Genomic DNA, 21,258 nt, shown 5'->3' with positions numbered 1-21,258 from the left:
GATCACTCCAGGCTGTGAGGGGGAGCCGGAAGGATCATCGTACGCATGCACTCCATCCGGCCCCCGGCCCCCGTCGGCCGACCCCGGCTCCCGGCCCCGTCAGCCGGGCCGCTGCAGGCGGATGCTGCCCCGGGCCGCCCGGCCGTCGAACAGCCGCTCGTCCGCCGGCCGGGCCGGGCGCGGCGGGGCCTGGCCCGGCGCGAGCGGGATACTCCCCCGGCCGCCGAGCGCCAGCAGCCAGGCGGTCAGGTCCGGCCGGCTCCCGTACGGGCCGGCGGCCTGCTCCCAGACCCGCCGGACCATCGCCAGCTGCCGGTCCGCCAGCACCCCCGGCAGCGGGTCCAACGGCGTGCCCGGCGCCACGTACGGATCCTGCGCCAGCGACCGGCCGATCAGCAGCGCCGCCTTGTAGCGGTCGCTGTCCACGGAGGCGGCGCTGCCGTGCGGGGAGCGCGGGTCCGCCCAGTTGGGCGTGTCCGCCTGCTCCAGCACCGGGGAGGCGCCGATCCGGCGGATGCCGTCGCAGTCCAGCAGGTGCACCGCCGGCTCGGGCAGCACCGTCCACAGCACATTGGCGTGCGAGAGGTCCCCGATCACCAGCCCCCAGCGGTGCAGCCGGTCGATCAGCCCGACCAGCTCCAGCAGCAGGGCCAGCCGCTGCTCCGGGTCGGGGCGCACGATGCCCTGGGTGGCGGTCTTCTCCGGGTAGAGCAGGTACTGCGCCTCGGTGAGCTTGCGCGCGCCGGTGGCCGTCCGCCAGGTCATCGCCGACGGGGCCTCCCGCATCAGGAAGCCGACGCAGCGCGGGCCGTCCAGCACCCGGCAGAGCGGCCAGGCGGCCTGGGCGTCCAGCCGGTCCCGGTCGGCCCGCGGCAGCGCGAGCCGCAGGCCGACCAGCTCGGCCAGGGCCGCGCCGTTGACCCGGCCGGCCTCCAGGTAGCGCTTGAACAGCAGGCCGGGGTAGCCGTCGAGGCGCTGCACCAGCCCCTGGCCGCCCCGGCCGGCCTCGGCGCCGACCGGCAGCAGCGCCAGCAGGGCGTCCCCGCCGCCGGCCAGCGCGGTGGCGATGTCCGCGGCGGTCACGGCGCGGCCTCCCAGAGGCAGACGACCGAGCGGTCGTCGTCGTAGCTGCGCACCCGGACCTGGGTCTGCCAGAGGAACTCGGCCAGGCCCGGCACCTCGCGGCCCCAGCGTTCGCCGAGCCACCGCTGCAGCTCGGGCTCCTTGAGCAGCGGGAGCGCGAGCCCGTCGGTGCAGAGCACCAGCAGGTCGCCGGGGCGGGTGTCGGTGATCAGCCGGGCCCGGGCGTGCTCGTACGCCTCGGGGAGGCAGTCGGTCCGGGTGCTGATCAGCGCACCGCCCTCGGCGCCGCCGTCCGCTTCGAGGCTCTCCCAGCCGACGCCCTCGCGCAGCCGCAGCAGGCCGCCGTCGCCGACCGAGACGAAGCCGCGGAACGGGACGGCCGGGTCGGCCGGGACCAGCAGGGCCCGCAGGGTCGTCGAGTAGGACTTCGGCGGACGGCCCTGCTTCCTGGCCTCCTCGGCGAGTTCGTCGGCCGCCGCCGCGATGAGCCGGCTCATCAGGCTGGCGAAGTCGAGTTCGGCGCCGGAGCGCAGGAAGGCCAGCAGGGTGTCCGCCTTCGGCGCGACCTGCGCGGTCAGCATCCGGAGGATCCCGTGGGAGCCGTGGTGGGAGTGCGGCTGGGAGCCGACGCCGTCGGCCACCGCGACCAGCAGCAGCTCACCGGTCCGCACGACCAGGACGGCGTCCTGGCGGCACTCGGCGGCGTAGCGGTGGCCGTCGCCGCGGACGGAGGCGGCGCGGACGGTGACCGGGCCGAACCGTCCGCCGTCCACCACGGTGTCGGGCAGCAGGGCGCCGAAGAGGTCGCCGCCCGGGACGGCGGGGATGTCCGTCGGCTCGGCGGGGTAGGCGGGGGCCTTGCGGCCGACGTGGTCGAGCGGGCCGGGCTGCTGGAACGCGGCCGGCCGGACGACCGGCCCGGCCCCGAGCGCGGGAACGGCCCCGGCGGCGGAAACGGCCCCGGCGGCGGGAACGGCCGGCTCGGCGGCGCCCGGCCCGTCGGCGCTCCACGGCCCGCGGACCGCCGACGGCCCCGGGCCGATCGGGCGCGGCAGGAACCCCTCCGGGACCACCGGCCCGGAGACGACGGCCGGCGCCGCCCCCGCCGTCGGCGCCACCGGCTCCGGACCCCAGCCGTGCTCGTACACCGAGGCCGCGAGGTCGATCGGGTCGCCCTTGCGGGTCGGCGCGTGCTCCGGTCCGGGCTCCGGCGCGCGGCCTCCCGGCAACTGGTTGTCGTACGCGTTCATCCGGCGGCCCGGTCTCAGAGCTTGTCGAGCGAGACGGAGGTGAACCCGGGCACGTGGTCGTCGACCTGCAGGCTCATGCCCTGGCCGGCCTCGGTCGCCCCGCTCACCGAGCGGACGATCGAGCGGGTCAGGCTGGCCGCGAACTCCCGCAGCGCGACCGCCGGGTTCGCCGTGCCCTCGTCCTGCATGAACGCCTTGAACGTCGCGACCCGTGCGATCACGCTCTTGTCGGCCTGGCCGATGCCGAAGGCGATGATGTGCGGCCGGAACGCGGCGGCCAGCAGGTCCCGGTACGGCTGGTCCCAGTCGGAGTCGGTCGGCACGCCGTCGGACAGGAAGAAGACCACCGGGCGGTAGACGTCGTGGCCGTCCGCCTTCAGCGCCTGCACGTCCCGCTCGATCGCCTGGCGGAGCAGGCCGAAGGCGTTGCCGAAGGACGTGAGTCCGGAGGCCTCCAGGGCGGGCAGCTCGTCGAGGTCGCTGAGGTCGACCAGCGGCTGCAGCTCGTGGGCGTCGGTGGAGAAGCCGATCAGCCCGAACCGGGTCTTGTCGGCGATGGTCGGGTTGGTACTGATCTCCTGGTGGAGCTCGAACAGGGCCTTGTTGAGGGTGTCGATGTCGGCGCTCATCGACCCCGACTCGTCGCACACGGCGTAGAACGGGAGGATCTGCACTGCACTTCTCCTTCGATTGGCAGGTCGACAGACATCAGCCGGTGTAGAAGTAGATCTCCAGCGAGGCGTGCCGGGGGTTGTCCGCCAGCGAGATGAAGTCCCGGGTGGTGGTGCCCTGGAACATCTCCGGACGGGCCTGCGCCAGCAGGCCGTTGACGGTGTGGGCGTAGGCCTGGCCGACGCCCGGGTCGCGGTTGCTGCCGAAGGTGAGGACCACGGCGGCCTGCCGTCCGGCGTACCGCTCGGTGGCCGTCCGGATCTGCGCGGTCAGGCCGGCCGTGTCCGAGGCGTCCCCGCTGACGTCGACGGTGACCGGGTCGTGCTCGACGCCGCGCGGCCCGGTCGGGGTGGGCGTGGCGCTGGGGCCGGCGGTGGCGCTCGCGCTCGGGGTGGCGGTGGGCGCGGCGACGGCCCGCTCGGCGGCCACCGGGTCGCCCTGGTCGCCCATCGCGACCAGGGCGAGCACGAGCAGCATGTCGGCGAACAGCCAGCCGGCCAGGTGCACGCCCCGGGCCCGCGGCCGCGCCGTCCGGAACCGGCCCCTCATCGGCCCTGCCCGTGCACCGGCACCTCGTCCAGTTCCAGCAGCGTCCGGTCGTCGACGTCCCCGGCGGCGTCGGCCGCGCCGGCGGCTTCGGCGTCCCGGGACCGGGCGGCGCCCGTGTCGGGCCCCGGCCCGGACACCGTCTTCACCATGACCGGGCCCGACCCGGCGCGCTGCCCGCCCGCCCCGGACGCCTCCAGGCGCGCCGCCGCCGCGGTGGCCGCCGAGGCCGCCGCCGCGACCCGGTCGGCCAGCGCCGCGACCTCCCGGGTCAGCCCGTCGAGCCGCTCCAGCACCTGCCCGTTGACGTCGGCCACGGTCTCCGCGCCGGTGGTGAACCCGCGCTGGGCGACCGCCAGGTCGCGCACCGCCTCCTCCACCCGCTCGCCCGCACCGGCGAGTTCGGCCCCCACCCGGTCGGTGGCCCGCCGGAGCAGCTCGGCCGCGTCGGCGACCTGCGTCCCGCCCCGGTGGACGAGGCCGTCGGTGGCCGCCGCGCCGTCCCGGACGGTCTCGGCGAGCCGGTCCCCGCTGTCCCGCACCGCCCGGCCGACCCCGTCGACCGCCTCGCCGATCCCGTCGACCGCCTTCTCGACGCCGTCGACGGCCCGGCGCAGCGGGTCGACCGCCTCGCCCGCCTCGGCGAGGCGCTGTTCGGCCCCGGCGACCGAGCGCTCGACGGCCAGCGCCGCCTCGCTCAGCTCGCGCTGGGTGTCGGCGGCCTGCCGGCCGAGCCGCTCCAGGGTCTGCGCCGCGCCGGTCAGCTCGGCCGCGAAGCGCTGCGGGGTGGACCGGCGGCGCTCGTTCAGCACCAGCTGGGCGCGGGTGAGCACCGGCGCCAGCTCCGCCAGCAGGTCCTCCGCCTCGCCCTCGGCCGCCGCCTCGCGGCGCTCGGTGCCCGCCCTGCGCACACCGTGCGCGACGGAGAGCGCCAGCAGCAGCGCGATGAACAGGGTGGCGGACAGGGCGACGTCGCCGAAGGTGGCCCAGCCGGGCAGCCGGCCCTCGAACCCGGTCTGCCAGAGCTGCAGGAACGGGCGCGCGGCCTGCCCGGCGTCCGCGCCGATCAGCGCCCGGTAGGCGCTGGTGGCCTGCATCAGCCCGGCCCAGGTGACCAGCAGCGGGACGAACACCAGGGCGCCCAGGGCGACTTCGGCCCAGGCCCAGAACCTCGGCTCGGGGCGCGGCCGCACCGCGGCGCGCACGCTCTCCGGCCGGACGAAGCTGTGCACCAGGTCGAGTTCGGCCCACCGGTCGAGGTCGCCGGTTCCCGACAGCGCCAAACCGAGCTCCCTGAGCTCCTCCTGACGCTGCGCCAGCCCTGGCCGGTCCGCCAGCGCCCGCAGCTCGCCCCCGATCGCATGGCGGTCCAGCAGTCGGCCTGAGGTCATGAGGGCTCCTTCGTACGCGCCGCCGCGGAGCGGGGGACGCCCGTGGCCGGTACGGCACACACGGGCGCGCCCGCCCGTGCGACCTCCCCCCGGCGGCCGGAATCCGGCCACGCCGCTCCGCGCGGCAGCGTAGCGCAGAACCGGCCACCGGGAGCGGCCGGTTCGGATCGGAACTGACGGTTCGTCACCGAACATGCCGTGCCCCGCAGGTGGCCGCGGCGGGCTCAGAGGTACCGGCCGACCAGCCGGCGGACCAGGGCCGGCAGGGCGGTGGAGATCGGCTCCCGGACGACCTCCTCGGCGGCCTCGTCGAACGGCGTCGGCTCGCCGTTCACGATGATCAGCCGGGAGCCGGTCTTCACCGCGTTGTACGGCAGCGCGGCCACCGGGAACACCTGCAGACTGGTGCCGACGGCGATGAACAGCTCGCAGGCCTTGCTGATCGCGTCCGCCTGCTGCAGCACCTCCGGGTCCAACTGCTCGCCGAACATCACGGTGCGCGGGCGCAGGATCCCGCCGCAGGCCCGGCACTGCGGGTCCGGCTCGCCCGCCGCGACCCTCTCCAGCGCCTCCTCCGTCGGGCCCACCGCCCGGCACTCCACGCACTGCACCTCCCGTGCGGTGCCGTGGAGTTCGAGCACCTTGCGGGGCGTCTGCCCGGCCCGCTGGTGCAGCCCGTCGACGTTCTGGGTGAGCACCCGCACCGGCAGCCCGGAGCGCTCCAGCCCGACCAGCGCCCGGTGCCCGGCGTTCGGCTCGGCGGCGAGCGCCCCCGCCTCGGCCCGCATCCGCCAGGCCTGGCGGCGGACCTCGGGCTCAGCCAGGTACGGGCCGATGGTGACCAGCCGCTGCGCGTCCGGGTCGCGCTGCCAGAGCCCGTTCGGGCCGCGGTAGTCGGGGATGCCGGAGTCGGTGGAGATCCCGGCGCCGGTGAGCACGGCGATCAGCGGGCGCTTGGCGTTCATGCCCGGGACGGTACGGCCCGCACGGTCCGCCCGCCACCGATAAATCGACGCGCCCCGGCGGGCCGGCCCGCCGCTCAGACTGCGGCCGGCCGGGCGGCGGCGCCGAAGCCGCCCAGCGGGGCCAGCGCCACCAGGTAGCAGCCTGCGGCGACCGGGACGAACGCCAGGTCGGCCGCGGTCAGCACCGTCCCGGCGAGCACCAGCACCGGGCTCCACCAGCGCAGCACCCGCCCGGCGCCGGCCGCGGCGAGCACCAGCAGCGCCAGCAGGCCGACGTGGAACAGCAGCGGGCCCACCGAGTAGAAGGCCGGCAGCACGCCCGGCCGGCTCTGGATCCCGTCGAACAGCCGGTGCTGGTCGGCCTTGTCCACCGCCACCGCCCCGACGTACAGGTCGATCCCGATCTGCCCCAGCGAGGCGGCCAGCCCGGCGAACGCCACCCCCGCCACCGCCCGGCCCCACACCCCGCGCCCCCGCCCCAGCGCGGCCAGCACGGGGCCGAACAGCAGCAGCCCCAGCAGCATCAGGCCGTGGCCGACCAGCCAGCCGGGGCCCGGCTCGCGCGAGCCGTCCAGCAGCCGGATGCCGCCGTACAGCGCTATCAGCACGGGGGCGGCGACGACGGCGAACGTGGTGACGCTGCTGCACCGCGAGGTGTCCATGGGTGTGCTCCTGACGAAGGGTCCGTGGTGACCGACACCCCGGATCCTGTCCGCCGCGCCCCTCGTCGCGGATCACCCGTACCGGCGAACCCGGCCGCTCCCCCGCGCGGGGGAGGTCGTCACGGCGAGGCCCGTCACGACGAGGTCCGTCACGGCGAGGCCCGTCAGGCCTCCCCCGCCACCACCGCGCCCGCCTCGTACGCGAAGACCACCGCGTGCACCCGGTCCCGCAGCCCCAGCTTGGCCAGCACATTGCTGACATGGGTCTTCACCGTGTGCTCGCTGACCACCAGCGCGGCGGCGATCTCCGCGTTGGACAGCCCCCGCGCCAGCAGCACCAGCGTCTCCCGCTCGCGCGCGGTCAGCTGCTCCAGCAGCCGCGACGGCGCCCGCACCGGCCGCTCGGCGGAGCCCGGGCGGCGGGCGGCGAACTCGCCGATCAGCCGGCGGGTCACCGACGGAGCCAGCAGCGCCTCCCCGGAGGCCACCATCCGCACCCCGTGCGCCAGGTCGTCGCGGCGGACGTCCTTGAGCAGGAACCCGCTGGCCCCCGCGTACAGCGCGTCGAAGACGTAGTCGTCGACGTCGAAGGTGGTCAGCATGATCACCCGGGTGCCGGGGTACTCCGCGCAGACCCGGCGGGCCGCCTCCAGGCCGTCCATCACCGGCATCCGGACGTCCAGCAGCAGCACGTCCGGACCGTGCGTCCGGACGGCCTCCACCGCCTCCGCGCCGTTCGCCGCCTCGGCGACCACCTCGATGTCCGGCTGCGCGTCCAGGATCATCCCGAACCCGGCCCGCACCAGCTCCTGGTCGTCCGCGACCACCACCCGGATCGGCGTCATCCCGCCACCCTCCGCACCGTGCCCAGCGGCAGCCGGGCGCTCACCAGGAATCCCCGCCCCCGCGGCCCGGGGCCGGCCTCGGCCCGGCCGCCGCAGGCCGCCGCGCGCTCCCGGATGCCGACCAGCCCGCGGCCGCCGAAGGAGCCGGAGGAGCCCGAGGAGCCGGACGCCGCAGAAGCCGCCCGTCCCCGCCCCAGCCGCACCCCGCGGCCGTCGTCGGACACCAGCACCGCCAGTTCCTCCCCCTCGCGGACCACCCGGACCGAGATCCGGCTCGCCTCCGCGTGCTTGACCGTGTTGGTCAGCGCCTCCTGCACGATCCGGTAGCCGGCCGCCTCGACGTCGGGAGGCAGCGGCCCGACCTCCTCGTCGACCTCCAGCTCGACCAGCACCCCGGTCCGGCGCACCCGCTCGGCCAGCGCGGGCAGCTCGGCCAGCCGGGGCTGCGGCGCCAGCTCCGGCTCGCTGCCCTCCTCCTTCAGCACCCCCAGCAGCCGCCGCAGCTGCGCCATCGCGTCCCGCCCGGAGTCGGCGATGGTGTCGAACGCCTTGACCGCCCGGTCCGGGTCGCCGTGCACCACCAGCGGCCCCGCCTCCGCCTGGATCACCATCAGCGCGACGGCGTGCGCCAGGATGTCGTGCATCTCCCGGGCGATCCGGGCCCGTTCCTCGGCGACCGCCCGGGCCGCGTCGCTGGCCGCCCGCCGGCCGGCCTCCCGGGCCCGCTCCGCCTCCACCGCCGCCAGCCGGCGCAGTTCTCGCACCAGACACCCGAAGACGAACGCGCCGACCGTGGTGATCAGCGAGAACAGCGCGCCGTTCGGCGAGTGCGTGCCCACCACGTTGGCGGTCGCGACCACCGCCAGCACGCTCCAGCGCTGCCAGTCCCGGGCCCGGTCGGCCACCGTGTACAGGGTGACCACCACGAACAGCGGCAGCTGCGGCATCGCCGAATGGGCGACCACCGAGAGCACCGCCGACACCAGGCCGCTGACCACCATCACGGTGACGGGCGCGCGCCGCCGCCAAGGCAGCGGCAGGGCCGTCCCCAGCGCCAGCAGGTAGACCCACCAGGGCCTGTCGGTGACGTCCTGGTACACCGACCAGAGCGAGACCGCCGCCGAGGCCGCCGCCGGCAGGCCGTCCACCACGAACGGGTCGATCCCCGCCACCCGTGCCCGCCACCGCGCCGTCCGTCCGGCCATGACCTCTCCCCCGTAGCCGGGGAAGCCGCCCCCGCGGAGAAGATCATGCCCGACCGGCAGCCCGGTGGGCACGCCCCCGCCGCCGCGGGCCTCAGCCACCCGTGACCGCCACGCCCCCGGCCCCGGCGCGCGCCGTGATGCTGCGCGCCGCGCCGGCCCGCCGGGGCACCGTCACCTCGACCCCGCCGGCGCCCGCCCCGGCGTCCACCGCGTACGGCTCCTCCCCGCCGGGCACCGCGACCCGCACCCCGCCGGTGTCCGCCCGCGCCTCCACGGTGGTCGGGCTCGTCGCGAAGCCCAAGTCGATGCCGCCCGTCGCCACGCTCACCCGCACCTCCGCCGAGGTCAGCCCGCTCGCCTCCACCCCGCCGGTGCCGGCCGTCGCCCGCACCTCCCCGGCCAGCCCCTCCAGCCGGATCCCGCCGGTCCCGCTGCTCAGCCGGACCTTCGTCCCGGCCGGGACGGTCACCCGGTAGCCGACCCCGCAGTTTGAGCAGTCGTACGCCAGCCGCAGCGTCCCGCCGCTCACCTCGTGCCGGGTCCGCGGCGGATCGCCGCGGAAGGACTGCTCCTCGACCACCCGCACCGCGTCCCCGGCCCGGACCTCGATGCCGCCGGTCAGCCCCTCGACCACCAGCTCCCGCACCGGCTCGGCCACCCCGTAGGACACCGTCAGCCGCTCGGGCTCGCCCGCCGGCCCCAGGTACCCGGCCTCCCACAGGTACCCGGCCGACCCCAGCCCCACCGCCCCGGTGATCGCCACCGCCCCCAGCAGCCGCCGCACACCCATCCCCGCGTCCTCCGCCCGTTCGCACCGTCGATCCGACGCCCCGAGCCTTTCCCCTCCGCCCCCGCCCCCACCTCCCCCGCCGGAGCGGTTTCCCGCCCTCCCCCGCACGACGGAGTACTCCTGGAACGCCGAAGGGCCCGGAGGCTTGAAGCCTCCGGGCCCTTCGATTTGTAGCGGGGACAGGATTTGAACCTGCGACCTCTGGGTTATGAGCCCAGCGAGCTACCGAGCTGCTCCACCCCGCGTCGGTAAACACGACTCTACGCGACTTCGGCCGGGATACCTAATCGGCTTCGCTTTCCCCTGAAAACGCCGCCCCGGGGAACGCCGCCCCGGGGAACGCCGCAGGGCGGCCACCCCCCGGGAAGGGGGTGGCCGCCCTGCGGACGGGGACCGTCCGACTCAGCCGGTGTACGGGCCGTAGTCGTAGTCGTCCAGCGGGACCGCCTGGCCGGAGCCGGCGCCGAAGGGCGACAGGTCGTAGTCGTCGTAGCCGACGGCCGAGTACATCGCGGCCTTGGCCTCCTCGGTCGGCTCGACCCGGATGTTGCGGTAGCGGGGCAGACCCGTACCGGCCGGGATGAGCTTACCGAGGATGACGTTCTCCTTGAGGCCCAGCAGCGGGTCCGACTTGGCGTGGATCGCCGCGTCGGTGAGGACCCGGGTCGTCTCCTGGAAGGAGGCGGCCGACAGCCAGGACTCGGTGGCCAGCGAGGCCTTGGTGATACCCATCAGCTGCGGACGGCCGGAGGCGGGGTGACCGCCCTCGGAGACCACACGACGGTTCTCGGTCTCGAAGCGGCCGCGCTCGACGAGCTCGCCCGGGAGCAGCTCGGCGTCGCCCGACTCGATGATCGTCACGCGGCGGAGCATCTGCCGGATGATGATCTCGATGTGCTTGTCGTGGATCGACACACCCTGCGAGTTGTAGACCTTCTGGACCTCGGCCACCAGGTGGATCTGGACGGCACGCTGGCCCATGATGCGCAGGACGTCGTGCGGGTTGGTGGCACCCATGGTCAGCTTCTGGCCGACCTCGACCGCCTCGCCCTCGCTCACCAGGAGCTTGACACGCTTGGAGACCGGGTAGGCGATCTCGTCGGTGCCGTCGTCCGGGGTGACGACCAGCTTGCGGGTCTTCTCGGTGTCCTCGATGCGGACCCGGCCCTGCGCCTCCGAGATCGGGGCCACACCCTTGGGGGTACGGGCCTCGAAGAGCTCGACGACACGCGGCAGACCCTGGGTGATGTCGTCACCGGCCACACCACCGGTGTGGAAGGTACGCATGGTCAGCTGGGTGCCGGGCTCACCGATGGACTGGGCGGCGATGATGCCGACCGCCTCACCGATGTCGACCAGCTTGCCGGTGGCCAGCGAGCGGCCGTAGCAGAAGGCACAGGTGCCGACGGCCGACTCACAGGTCAGGATCGAGCGGGTCTTGACCTCGCTGATGCCGTGGCGGATCAGCTCGTCGATCAGCACGTCACCGAGGTCGGTGTTCGCGGTGGCCAGCAGCTTGCCGTCCACCGTGATGTCCTCGGCGAGCATGCGGGCGTAGACGCTGGTCTCGACGTCGTCGGCCTTGCGCAGCACGCCGTCGGCGCCCACGGAGCCGATCGCCAGCTTCAGGCCGCGCTCGGTACCGCAGTCCTCCTCGCGAATGATGACGTCCTGGGAGACGTCGACCAGACGACGGGTGAGGTAGCCGGAGTCGGCGGTACGCAGGGCGGTGTCCGCGAGACCCTTACGGGCACCGTGGGTGGAGATGAAGTACTCCAGCACGGAGAGACCCTCACGGAACGACGCCTTGATGGGTCGCGGGATGGTCTCGTTCTTCGCGTTGGACACCAGACCACGCATACCGGCGATCTGGCGCATCTGCATCATGTTTCCACGCGCGCCCGAGTCGACCATCATGAAGATCGGGTTGGTCTTCGGGAAGTTCGCGGCCATGGCGTCCGCGACCTCGTTGGTCGCCTGGGTCCAGATGCCGACGAGCTCCTGCTTGCGCTCGTCGTTGGTGATCAGACCGCGCTCGTACTGCTTCTGGACCTTCTCCGCCTTCGCCTCGAAGCCCTCCAGGATCTGGGGCTTGCTCGGCGGGACGATGACGTCCGAGATCGAGACGGTGACACCCGAACGGGTCGACCAGTGGAAGCCGGACGCCTTCAGGTTGTCCAGGGTCGCCGCGACGGTGACCTTGGGGTAGCGCTCGGCCAGGTCGTTGACGATCGCGGAGAGCTGCTTCTTGCCCACCTCGTAGTCGACGAACGGGTAGTCCTCGGGCAGCAGCTCGTTGAAGAGCGCGCGGCCCAGGGTGGTCTTCAGGCGGAAGGACTCGCCCTCGAACCAGGACGACTGGCCGTCCTCGTCCAGCGGCGGGGTCCAGCCGCGGGGCGGGACGGTGCCGATGGGCAGGCGCAGCTCGATCGGGGCCTGGACGTCCAGCTCGCGGGCGTCGAAGGCCATGATCGCCTCGGCGGTCGACGAGAAGGTGCGGCCGGCGCCCTTCACGTTGTCGCGGTCCGAGGTCAGGAAGAACAGACCGAGCACCATGTCCTGGGTCGGCATGGTGACGGGGCGACCGTCGGCCGGCTTCAGGATGTTGTTCGAGGACAGCATCAGGATGCGGGCCTCGGCCTGCGCCTCCGCGGAGAGCGGCAGGTGGACGGCCATCTGGTCACCGTCGAAGTCCGCGTTGAACGCGGTGCAGACGAGCGGGTGGATCTGGATGGCCTTGCCCTCGACCAGCTGCGGCTCGAAGGCCTGGATGCCGAGGCGGTGCAGGGTGGGCGCACGGTTCAGCAGGACCGGGTGCTCGGCGATGACCTCTTCGAGGACGTCCCACACGACCGGGCGGGCGCGCTCGACCATGCGCTTGGCCGACTTGATGTTCTGCGCGTGGTTCAGGTCGACCAGGCGCTTCATCACGAACGGCTTGAAGAGCTCCAGCGCCATGGCCTTGGGCAGACCGCACTGGTGCAGCTTGAGCTGCGGGCCGACGACGATGACCGAACGGGCCGAGTAGTCGACGCGCTTGCCGAGCAGGTTCTGGCGGAAACGGCCCTGCTTGCCCTTCAGCATGTCGCTGAGGGACTTCAGCGGGCGGTTGCCCGGGCCGGTGACCGGACGGCCGCGGCGGCCGTTGTCGAACAGCGCGTCGACGGCCTCCTGGAGCATGCGCTTCTCGTTGTTCACGATGATCTCGGGCGCGCCGAGGTCGAGAAGCCGCTTCAGGCGGTTGTTGCGGTTGATGACGCGGCGGTACAGGTCGTTCAGGTCGGAGGTCGCGAAGCGGCCACCGTCCAGCTGCACCATCGGACGCAGGTCCGGCGGGATGACCGGGACGCAGTCCAGCACCATGCCGTTGGGCTTGTTGGTGGTCTGCAGGAACGCGGAGACGACCTTGAGGCGCTTCAGCGCACGGGTCTTCTTCTGGCCCTTGCCGGTGCGGATGATCTCGCGCAGGCGCTCGGACTCCTCCGCCAGGTCGAAGGTCTCGAGGCGGTCCTTGAGGGCCGCCGCGCCCATCGAGCCGGAGAAGTAGGTGCCGAAGCGGTCGCGCAGCTCGCGGTAGAGCAGCTCGTCGCCCTCGAGGTCCTGGACCTTGAGGTTCTTGAAGCGGGCCCACACCTCGTCGAGGCGGTCGAGCTCGCGCTGCGCGCGGTCGCGCAGCTGCTTCATCTCGCGCTCGGCGCCCTCGCGCACCTTGCGGCGCACGTCGGCCTTGGCGCCCTCGGCCTCCAGCTCGGCCAGGTCGGTCTCGGCCTTCTTGGCACGGGCCTCGAGGTCGGAGTCGCGGCGGTTCTCGATCTGCTGGCGCTCGACCGAGACGTGCGCCTCCAGGGACGGCAGGTCGCGCTGGCGGCGCTCGTCGTCGACCCAGGTGATCATGTAGGCGGCGAAGTAGATGACCTTCTCGAGGTCCTTCGGCGCCAGGTCCAGCAGGTAGCCGAGGCGGGACGGCACACCCTTGAAGTACCAGATGTGGGTGACCGGGGCGGCCAGCTCGATGTGGCCCATCCGCTCGCGGCGCACCTTGGCGCGGGTCACCTCGACGCCGCAGCGCTCGCAGATGATGCCCTTGAAGCGGACGCGCTTGTACTTACCGCAGTAGCACTCCCAGTCCCGGGTCGGGCCGAAGATCTTCTCGCAGAAGAGGCCGTCCTTTTCGGGCTTCAGGGTGCGGTAGTTGATGGTCTCCGGCTTCTTGACCTCGCCGTGCGACCACTGGCGGATGTCGTCGGCGGTGGCCAGGCCGATGCGGAGCTCGTCGAAGAAGTTGACGTCAAGCACTGGTCGTCAAGCCCTCTTTCGTAAGTCGAGAGTCGTTCGTGTGGTCTGAGGGGGGCCTGGGGGCGGGCCGGCTGCTCAGTGGGCAGCCGGCCCCACCTCCGTCAGACCTCTTCGACGCTGCTCGGCTCGCGCCGGGACAGGTCGATGCCGAGCTCTTCGGCGGCGCGGAAGACGTCCTCGTCGGAGTCCCGCATCTCGATGGACTGGCCGTCCGAGGACAGCACCTCCACGTTGAGGCAGAGCGACTGCATTTCCTTGATGAGGACCTTGAAGGACTCGGGAATGCCGGGCTCGGGGATGTTCTCGCCCTTGACGATGGCCTCGTAGACCTTCACGCGGCCGAGGACGTCGTCGGACTTGATGGTGAGGAGCTCCTGCAGCGCGTAGGCCGCGCCGTATGCCTCAAGGGCCCACACCTCCATCTCACCGAAGCGCTGACCACCGAACTGCGCCTTACCACCGAGCGGCTGCTGGGTGATCATCGAGTACGGGCCGGTCGAGCGGGCGTGCAGCTTGTCGTCGACCAGGTGGTGCAGCTTGAGGATGTACATGTAGCCGACCGAGACGGGCATCGGGAACGGCTCGCCGGAGCGGCCGTCGAACAGCCGCGCCTTGCCGGTGGAGTTCACCAGGCGCTCACCGTCACGGGTGAGGGTGGTGTGGTCCAGCAGACCGGTGATCTCGTCCTCGCGGGCGCCGTCGAACACCGGGGTGGCCAGGTTGGTGCCGCCCTCGACCTTGTCGGCGCCGATCGCCTGGAGGCGCTTGGCCCACTCGTCGGCGAGGCCGGAGACGTCCCAGCCCTGCTTGGAGAGCCAGCCGAGGTGGATCTCCAGGACCTGTCCCGGGTTCATTCGGGACGGGACACCCAGCGGGTTGAGGATGATGTCGACCGGGGTGCCGTCCTCCAGGAACGGCATGTCCTCGACCGGCAGGATCTTGGAGATGACGCCCTTGTTGCCGTGACGGCCGGCGAGCTTGTCACCGTTGGTGATCTTGCGCTTCTGGGCCACGTAGACGCGGACCAGCTGGTTGACACCCGGGGGGAGCTCGTCGCCCTCCTCGCGGTCGAACACGCGCACGCCGATGACCTTGCCGGACTCACCGTGCGGGACCTTCAGCGAGGTGTCGCGGACCTCACGGGCCTTCTCGCCGAAGATCGCGCGCAGCAGGCGCTCCTCCGGGGTCAGCTCGGTCTCGCCCTTCGGGGTGACCTTGCCGACCAGGATGTCGCCGGTGACGACGTCGGCGCCGATGCGGATGATGCCGCGCTCGTCGAGGTCGGCGAGGACCTCCTCGGAGACGTTCGGGATGTCCCGGGTGATCTCCTCGGGGCCGAGCTTGGTGTCACGGGCGTCGACCTCGTGCTCCTCGATGTGGATCGAGGAGAGGACGTCGTCCTGCACGAGGCGCTGCGACAGGATGATCGCGTCCTCGTAGTTGTGGCCCTCCCAGGACATGAACGCCACGAGGAGGTTCTTGCCGAGGGCCATCTCGCCCTCGTCGGTGCACGGGCCGTCGGCCAGCACCTGGTTGACCTCCACCCGGGTGCCCTCGTCCACGAGCACCTTCTGGTTGAAGGCGGTGCCCTGGTTCGAGCGAGTGAACTTGGCGGCGCGGTACGTGGTGTACGTGCCGTCGTCGTTGGCCACGGTGACGTAGTCGGCCGAGACCTCCTGGACGACACCCGGCTTCTCGGCGGTGATGACGTCCGCGGCGTCGACGGCGCAGCGGTACTCCATGCCGGTGCCGACCAGCGGGGCCTCGCTCTTCAGCAGCGGCACCGCCTGGCGCATCATGTTCGAGCCCATGAGCGCGCGGTTGGCGTCGTCGTGCTCGAGGAACGGGATCATGGCGGTCGCGACCGACACCATCTGGCGCGGCGAGACGTCCATGTAGTCGATCTCGGTGCCCGGGATGTAGTCGATCTCGCCGCCGCGGCGGCGGACCAGGACGCGCGGCTCGGCGAAGTGCAGGTCCGCGGTCAGCGGGGCGTTCGCCTGGGCGATGACGTAGCGGTCCTCCTCGTCGGCGGTCAGGTAGTCGACCTGCTCGGTGACCACGCCCTCGACGACCTTGCGGTACGGGGTCTCGATGAAGCCGAAGGCGTTGACCCGGCCGTACGAGGCCAGCGACCCGATCAGACCGATGTTCGGGCCTTCCGGGGTCTCGATCGGACACATGCGGCCGTAGTGCGAGGGGTGCACGTCACGGACCTCGAAGCCGGCGCGCTCACGGGAGAGACCGCCGGGGCCGAGCGCGGACAGACGGCGCTTGTGGGTCAGGCCCGACAGCGGGTTCGTCTGGTCCATGAACTGCGACAGCTGGCTGGTGCCGAAGAACTCCTTGATGGAGGCGACGACCGGCCGGATGTTGATCAGGGTCTGCGGCGTGATCGCCTCGACGTCCTGGGTGGTCATGCGCTCGCGCACGACGCGCTCCATACGGGCGAGACCCGTACGGACCTGGTTCTGGATGAGCTCGCCCACGTTGCGCAGGCGGCGGTTGCCGAAGTGGTCGATGTCGTCGACCTCGACCACGATGTCGCGGCCGGTCTCGTCACGCCAGTCGACCTCGCCGGCGTGCAGCTTGACCAGGTACTTGATCGCGTTGATGATGTCGGGCTCGGTGAGCACACCGGAGTCCAGCGACTCGGCGTTGCCGAGCTTGCGGTTCACCTTGTAGCGGCCGACCTTGGCGAGGTCGTAGCGCTTCGGGTTGAAGTACAGGTTCTCCAGCAGCGTCTGCGCGGCCTCGCGCGTCGGCGGCTCGCCCGGGCGCAGCTTGCGGTAGATGTCGAGCAGCGCGTCGTCCTGGCCCTGGGTGTGGTCCTTCTCCAGGGTGGCGCGCATCGACTCGTACTCGCCGAACTCCTCGAGAATCATCTCGTTGGTCCAGCCGAGGGCCTTGAGCAGCACGGTGACGGACTGCTTGCGCTTGCGGTCGATGCGGACGCCGACCATGTCGCGCTTGTCGATCTCCATCTCCAGCCAGGCACCACGCGAGGGGATGACCTTGCAGGAGAAGATGTCCTTGTCGGACACCTTGTCCAGGGTGGAGTCGAAGTACACACCCGGGGAGCGGACGAGCTGCGACACGACGACACGCTCGGTGCCGTTGATCACGAACGTGCCCTTGTGGGTCATGAGCGGGAAGTCGCCCATGAAGACCGTCTGAGACTTGATCTCACCGGTCTCGTTGTTGGTGAACTCGGCCGTGACGAAGAGCGGGGCCGCGAACGTGAAGTCGCGGTCCTTGCACTCGTCAATCGAGTTCTTCGGCGGCTCGAAACGGTGGTCGCGGAAGGTCAGGGACATCGACCCGCTGAAGTCCTCGATCGGCGAGATCTCCTCGAAGATCTCCTCCAGACCGGACTTGGTGGGGACGTCCAGACCGTTCTCCAGCGCCTGCTCGACCCGGGTCTTCCAGGCCGCGTTGCCGAGCAGCCAGTCAAAGCTCTCGGTCTGCAGGGCCAGGAGGTTCGGGACCTCGAGGGGCTCCTTGATCTTCGCGAAGGAGACGCGGAGCGGGGCGGTGGATGCGGCGGAATTGTTCGAGGCGTTGCGCGGCGCGGCCAAGAGGGGGGTCCTTCCGAGGGCTCGGAGCTCACTACGCGCGTACCAGCCGGGCCTTCACGGGCTTGGTCCCGCCTCCCTCGCCACTGGCCTCTGCCGAGGTCGAAACCTCAGGTCAGAGCCGCTTTGCGGAGGTGGTGCCAGACCCCTTCGGGGCAACGCAAACTCCGGGCGACGAGTCACGGAGCAGCTAACAGGCAGCGCAAAGGGACAGTGTAGCCAATGGCGACACTGCTGTCCAGCTCTGATTCGGAGACCGAATCGGAGACTCCTCCCGGTAGCCGTCGGGCGCGAACGCCCGCCGGGTACTGCACCGGCCCGAACTCACCGGGCCCCACGACTCACGTGGAGTCACTTCCCGCCGGAGCCGCCGGTTATGCATCCGACGGAGGACCAACCGGGCCGACTCGCGCCTTGAGAATCGCGCGCCCTGCCGGGTTCGTCAAGGGCCCGCCTCCGGCGCGGACCTCGACCCCTTCATCGCGCCGGACCACCCCGGCGTTACAGAAGCCGTGGTCGGGGCCTCACCCGATGACAGCGATCACCATACCCGCCCGCACCGACAGTGCCGAGTGAGCGTTCGGCCACACCGGTGTGTCCACGCACGGAACGGCCGGCGGGGCCGGAGAACGCAAAAGGCCGGGCCGACCACCACAAGGGTGATCGGCCCGGCCCACAGCCCCCTCAGAGGGGGCGGAGAGTCACTTGACGGTGACCTTGGCGCCGGCGGCCTCGAGGGCGGCCTTGGCCTTCTCGGCAACGTCCTTGGCAACCTTCTCCAGGACCTTGGCACCGGCGGTGTCAACGAGGTCCTTGGCCTCCTTCAGGCCGAGGGAGGTCAGGGTGCGCACCTCCTTGATGACCTGGATCTTCTTGTCGCCGGCACCCTCGAGGATGACGTCGAACTCGTCCTGCTCCTCGACGGCCTCGGCGGCGGCGGCAGCGCCACCGGCGGCGGCAACGGCGACCGGGGCGGCGGCGGTGACGTCGAACTTCTCCTCGAAGGCCTTCACGAACGCGGCCAGCTCGATGAGGGTGAGGTCCTCGAACTGCGCGAGCAGCTCGTCCTGGGACAGCTTCGCCATGATTGGCGTCCTTCCACTAAATCGGCAGGTGGTGCCGGATGTACGGGTTGGCGGGCGTACGGGCCCGCAGCGAGGCGTGGCCCCGGCCGATTACTCGGCCGCGGTCTCCTCGGCGGCGGGAGCCGGCGTACCGGCACCGCCCTGCTCGACCTTGTCGCGCAGCGCGTCCACAGTGCGGACGAGCTTCGACGGCAGGGCCTGGAAGAGCGCGGCAGCCTGGGACTGCTTGCCCTTCAGGGCACCCGCCAGCTTGGCGAGCAGCACCTCGCGGGACTCGAGGTCCGCGAGCTTCTTGATCTCGTCGGCGGACAGCGCCTTACCGTCAAGGACACCGCCCTTGATGACGAGAGCGGGGTTCTCCTTGGCGAAGTCACGCAGAGCCTTCGCCGACTCCACCGGGTCACCGGTGACGAAGGCGACAGCCGTCGGACCGGCGAACAGGTCGTCGAGCTCCGTGATCCCGACCTCATTGGCCGCGATCTTGGTCAGCGTGTTCTTCACCACGGCGTACTGGGCGTTGTCACCCAGGGAGCGACGCAGGGTCTTGACCTGCTTCACCGTGAGACCGCGGTACTCGGTCAGCACGGCCGCGTTCGAGCCACGGAAAAGCTCCGTGATCTCGGCGACGGCAGCAGCCTTGTCGGGCCTAGCCATAGGCTTACGCCTCCTTCCGTGATGTCGAAGTCGGGCCGACCGCGAGAGTCGACCATTCGCGCCGCGAACCACTGGACGAAAGGAAGCCCCTGCGGAAAAGCAGATGAGCCCCGGTGCGCAGGCGCACGGGGCTCGGCGTGAACTCGACGGATCCACGTGCGGGGCACGCGACCCGGAGGTCAAAGCTCCAAACAGTCCTGCGCGGGCTGCCCGCGCGTGAAGCGCGGGTCCTTCGGTCACGTACTCCCTTGCGGGGGCACAGCGACAACCAGCGGTCTTTGGCTTCCGCCACACTAGCCGGACGCCGCCGTCCGGGGCAAATCGCCCCCGGCCGGCGCCCTGCCGAGCCGGCTCAGCGGGCCAGCGGGGAGACGGTGCGGGCGCCGGTGTCCACGGTGTCCGCCTCCGCCGGGGCCTGCACCGAGAGCGAGCCGCCGGGGTCGGTGTAGACCACCGAGTCGTCCAGCCGGCCGCCGTCCCCCGTCCCGGTCCGCTCCATCCGGACCAGCTGGTCCTTGTCGTTCAGCCAGAGGTCCAGGGTCAGCGAGGCCGAGCCGCCGGGCGTCAGCGCCGTCCGCAGCCCCTCCCGGCGGGCCGGGGTGAGCTGGGTCTGCGCCGCCGCGTAGCGGGCCGCGTCGGTGGTCACCCGGTAGTGCTCGACCGTCGAGTCCTCGAACTTCTCCTCGCCGACGTACTGGGCGGTGATCCCCTCGGCGGTCGCGGCGGCCAGCGCCACCACCGGGTTGAGCAGGTCGATCAGCCCGGCGTACGGGATCTCCCGGTGCCCGTCCGACCCCGTCGGCCCGGCGAACCGCTCCCAGTGCCGGCCGCCCTGCCGGGCGGCGGTGGCCGCGTCACCGCCCTCGTAGGCGACGGTGTCGACGACGATCAGCTGCTCGGCGGCGGCCGGGGTGGAACGTTTGACCTGGAGCGCGGTCTTCGGCTGCCAGAACAGCGGTCCGGAGCCGGCGTCCGCTCCCAGCCGGTAGCTGACCTTGGCCCGGCGGGCGGTCTGCATGGCCAGCTGGGAGGAGAGCAGCACCCCGTGCGGGGAGCGGTCGGTCGGCTTGGCCGGCCAGGTCGGAGAGGCGCTGCTGGGCGTCGGCGTGGCCTCGCCGGGCGTGCTCGGCGACGGGGACGGCGCCGGGCCGCCGGCCGAACTGCACCCGGCCGGTCCGGCCGCCAGCACCGCGACGGCGACCACCGCCGCCAGCCGCTGCCGCACCGCCATCCACGCCTCCCCGTCCGATCGATCCGCCCGATCCGCCCGATCCGTTCACGCCGGACGCCCGCACAGGCCGGAGCGTCCGCTCCCGCCCACCTTGCCACCCGGCCTCTCCCGACCCGGTGGCACCCCCCGCCACTCGGCCGCACGGCCCTCGCGCGGCCCTAGGGCGTCGGCGCGGTGGACGGCCCGGCGGACGGGTCCGCGGACGGGTCGGTGGCGGGCTCGGCGCCCTCGGCGATGTCCGTCGTGGTCACCACCGCGCCGGCCGTGCCGCGCACGGTGGAGCGCACCCGCAGCAGCCGGTCCCCGGGGGCCACCCAGAAGTCGTACTCCAGCGTGCCGACCCCGTTGCGCTCGTAGTAGCCCAGCAGCTCGGTCAGCCGCGCGGGGCTCAGCCCCTCCTCGGCGCCGTAGTAGTCCGCCGGCGAGGCGGTGCCCCGGTAGTGCGCGACCGTCTCGCCGTTCAGCTCCTCGCCGCCGAGCGGGGTGAGCCGGCCGCCCAGCGCCATCGTGTGCGCCGGTCCGCCCGGGTTGGACAGCAGGCCGGTGATCCAGCCGCCGGCCCATCCGCCCGCCCCGCCCGGCGCGGCCGCCGCCCGCGGGTCCAGCGACTCCGCCCGGCCCCGGTCCGCCGTCCTGGGGGCCGCCCCCGGGTGGTCCAGCTCCAGCAAGCCGTCCTGGCCGCGCAGCCGCCCGGTGCCCAGCTCGTCGGTGACGGTCAGCTCGGCCGCGTCGCGGGCGCCCCAGGACACCGTTCCGTCGGCGCCGCGCCGCCCGGCCGGGCCCTCCTGGACCACCCGGACCCGGGCCCCGCCGGCGTCGTCCAGCCGCTGGGAGGCGGACAGCAGCACCTGCCGGGGCGGGCGCGGGGTGGGGCGGTCGCTGATCGGGGTGCGGTCGCCGGACACGGCCAGCACGCTGCACGCGGTCAGGCCGGCGGCGAGCAGCAGCAGGGCCGCCCCCTTGGCGGCGGGGCGAAGGGCGGGCACGAACACTCTCCGGCGGTCGGAC

Annotated in this window: 16 protein-coding genes and 1 tRNA gene; all 17 read right to left on the bottom strand. The window is 72.6% G+C overall.

The genetic code is table 11. The features are described 5' to 3' along the window. Window positions 1-99: 99 nt before the first annotated feature. Complete coding sequence (locus tag ACFCLZ_RS22655; RefSeq protein WP_380278721.1) at window positions 100-1,083, bottom strand: hypothetical protein; 984 nt, start codon at window positions 1,081-1,083, stop codon at window positions 100-102. Further along, window positions 1,080-2,333 (bottom strand): protein phosphatase 2C domain-containing protein, encoded by a 1,254-nt coding sequence (locus tag ACFCLZ_RS22650; RefSeq protein ID WP_380278720.1) that lies wholly within the window; start codon window positions 2,331-2,333, stop codon window positions 1,080-1,082. Before ACFCLZ_RS22650 ends, ACFCLZ_RS22655 begins: the two co-directional genes overlap by 4 nt. 14 nt (window positions 2,334-2,347) lie before the next feature. After that, window positions 2,348-3,007, bottom strand: a complete 660-nt coding sequence (locus ACFCLZ_RS22645; RefSeq protein ID WP_380278718.1) for a VWA domain-containing protein — start codon at window positions 3,005-3,007, stop codon at window positions 2,348-2,350. Between the two features lie 34 nt (window positions 3,008-3,041). Further along, window positions 3,042-3,554 carry a hypothetical protein gene (locus ACFCLZ_RS22640; RefSeq protein ID WP_380278716.1) on the bottom strand — a complete coding sequence of 171 codons (513 nt, stop codon included), beginning with the start codon at window positions 3,552-3,554 and terminating at the stop codon, window positions 3,042-3,044. Further along, window positions 3,551-4,942, bottom strand: a complete 1,392-nt coding sequence (locus ACFCLZ_RS22635; protein WP_380278714.1) for a methyl-accepting chemotaxis protein — start codon at window positions 4,940-4,942, stop codon at window positions 3,551-3,553. The genes ACFCLZ_RS22640 and ACFCLZ_RS22635 overlap by 4 nt, the downstream gene beginning before the upstream one ends. 224 nt (window positions 4,943-5,166) lie before the next feature. Beyond that, the gene (locus ACFCLZ_RS22630) at window positions 5,167-5,907 is read right to left on the bottom strand and encodes an NAD-dependent deacetylase (RefSeq protein WP_380278712.1); all 741 of its coding nucleotides are present in this window, start codon (window positions 5,905-5,907) and stop codon (window positions 5,167-5,169) included. A gap of 74 nt (window positions 5,908-5,981) precedes the next feature. Next, window positions 5,982-6,569 (bottom strand): hypothetical protein, encoded by a 588-nt coding sequence (locus tag ACFCLZ_RS22625; RefSeq protein ID WP_380278711.1) that lies wholly within the window; start codon window positions 6,567-6,569, stop codon window positions 5,982-5,984. Window positions 6,570-6,733: 164 nt separating this feature from the next. Beyond that, window positions 6,734-7,414: a response regulator gene (locus ACFCLZ_RS22620; RefSeq protein ID WP_380278709.1), complete on the bottom strand. Its 681-nt coding sequence runs from the start codon at window positions 7,412-7,414 to the stop codon at window positions 6,734-6,736. After that, window positions 7,411-8,619 carry a sensor histidine kinase gene (locus ACFCLZ_RS22615; RefSeq protein ID WP_380278707.1) on the bottom strand — a complete coding sequence of 403 codons (1,209 nt, stop codon included), beginning with the start codon at window positions 8,617-8,619 and terminating at the stop codon, window positions 7,411-7,413. Before ACFCLZ_RS22615 ends, ACFCLZ_RS22620 begins: the two co-directional genes overlap by 4 nt. A gap of 91 nt (window positions 8,620-8,710) precedes the next feature. Beyond that, the gene (locus tag ACFCLZ_RS22610) at window positions 8,711-9,409 is read right to left on the bottom strand and encodes a hypothetical protein (protein ID WP_380278705.1); all 699 of its coding nucleotides are present in this window, start codon (window positions 9,407-9,409) and stop codon (window positions 8,711-8,713) included. A 171-nt stretch (window positions 9,410-9,580) separates the two neighbouring features. Beyond that, window positions 9,581-9,654: transfer RNA gene (locus tag ACFCLZ_RS22605), tRNA-Met, on the bottom strand. A 157-nt stretch (window positions 9,655-9,811) separates the two neighbouring features. Then, window positions 9,812-13,705 (bottom strand): DNA-directed RNA polymerase subunit beta', encoded by a 3,894-nt coding sequence (locus ACFCLZ_RS22600; RefSeq protein ID WP_380278704.1) that lies wholly within the window; start codon window positions 13,703-13,705, stop codon window positions 9,812-9,814. A 101-nt stretch (window positions 13,706-13,806) separates the two neighbouring features. Then, window positions 13,807-17,283, bottom strand: a complete 3,477-nt coding sequence (rpoB, locus tag ACFCLZ_RS22595) for a DNA-directed RNA polymerase subunit beta (RefSeq protein ID WP_380278702.1) — start codon at window positions 17,281-17,283, stop codon at window positions 13,807-13,809. 698 nt (window positions 17,284-17,981) lie between these two features. Then, window positions 17,982-18,365: a 50S ribosomal protein L7/L12 gene (gene rplL / locus ACFCLZ_RS22590; protein ID WP_380278700.1), complete on the bottom strand. Its 384-nt coding sequence runs from the start codon at window positions 18,363-18,365 to the stop codon at window positions 17,982-17,984. A 90-nt stretch (window positions 18,366-18,455) separates the two neighbouring features. Further along, the gene (gene rplJ, locus ACFCLZ_RS22585; RefSeq protein ID WP_380278698.1) at window positions 18,456-19,019 is read right to left on the bottom strand and encodes a 50S ribosomal protein L10; all 564 of its coding nucleotides are present in this window, start codon (window positions 19,017-19,019) and stop codon (window positions 18,456-18,458) included. 352 nt (window positions 19,020-19,371) lie between these two features. Further along, window positions 19,372-20,250 carry a hypothetical protein gene (locus ACFCLZ_RS22580; protein WP_380278696.1) on the bottom strand — a complete coding sequence of 293 codons (879 nt, stop codon included), beginning with the start codon at window positions 20,248-20,250 and terminating at the stop codon, window positions 19,372-19,374. A 158-nt stretch (window positions 20,251-20,408) separates the two neighbouring features. Continuing rightward, a complete protein-coding gene (locus tag ACFCLZ_RS22575) occupies window positions 20,409-21,236 on the bottom strand; it encodes a hypothetical protein (protein ID WP_380278694.1) in 828 nt (275 codons plus the stop codon). Window positions 21,237-21,258: the final 22 nt, after the last annotated feature.

The organism is Kitasatospora purpeofusca (assembly GCF_042691725.1).
GTDB classification, from domain to species: Bacteria; Actinomycetota; Actinomycetes; order Streptomycetales; family Streptomycetaceae; genus Kitasatospora; species Kitasatospora purpeofusca_B.
The sequence above is the reverse complement of the archived record's forward strand: the minus strand, read 5'-3'. Positions and strand labels throughout refer to the sequence as shown.

Bases quoted from the DNA above. Each gene is read 5' to 3' on its own strand.
- ACFCLZ_RS22650 (WP_380278720.1), bottom strand. From the start codon at position 2,333: ATGAACGCGTACGACAACCAGTTGCCGGGAGGCCGCGCGCCGGAGCCC.
- ACFCLZ_RS22640 (WP_380278716.1), bottom strand. From the start codon at position 3,554: ATGAGGGGCCGGTTCCGGACGGCGCGGCCGCGGGCCCGGGGCGTGCAC.
- ACFCLZ_RS22635 (WP_380278714.1), bottom strand. From the start codon at position 4,942: ATGACCTCAGGCCGACTGCTGGACCGCCATGCGATCGGGGGCGAGCTG.
- ACFCLZ_RS22630 (WP_380278712.1), bottom strand. From the start codon at position 5,907: ATGAACGCCAAGCGCCCGCTGATCGCCGTGCTCACCGGCGCCGGGATC.
- ACFCLZ_RS22625 (WP_380278711.1), bottom strand. From the start codon at position 6,569: ATGGACACCTCGCGGTGCAGCAGCGTCACCACGTTCGCCGTCGTCGCC.
- ACFCLZ_RS22620 (WP_380278709.1), bottom strand. From the start codon at position 7,414: ATGACGCCGATCCGGGTGGTGGTCGCGGACGACCAGGAGCTGGTGCGG.
- ACFCLZ_RS22615 (WP_380278707.1), bottom strand. From the start codon at position 8,619: ATGGCCGGACGGACGGCGCGGTGGCGGGCACGGGTGGCGGGGATCGAC.
- ACFCLZ_RS22610 (WP_380278705.1), bottom strand. From the start codon at position 9,409: ATGGGTGTGCGGCGGCTGCTGGGGGCGGTGGCGATCACCGGGGCGGTG.
- rplL (WP_380278700.1), bottom strand. From the start codon at position 18,365: ATGGCGAAGCTGTCCCAGGACGAGCTGCTCGCGCAGTTCGAGGACCTC.
- rplJ (WP_380278698.1), bottom strand. From the start codon at position 19,019: ATGGCTAGGCCCGACAAGGCTGCTGCCGTCGCCGAGATCACGGAGCTT.
- ACFCLZ_RS22580 (WP_380278696.1), bottom strand. From the start codon at position 20,250: ATGGCGGTGCGGCAGCGGCTGGCGGCGGTGGTCGCCGTCGCGGTGCTG.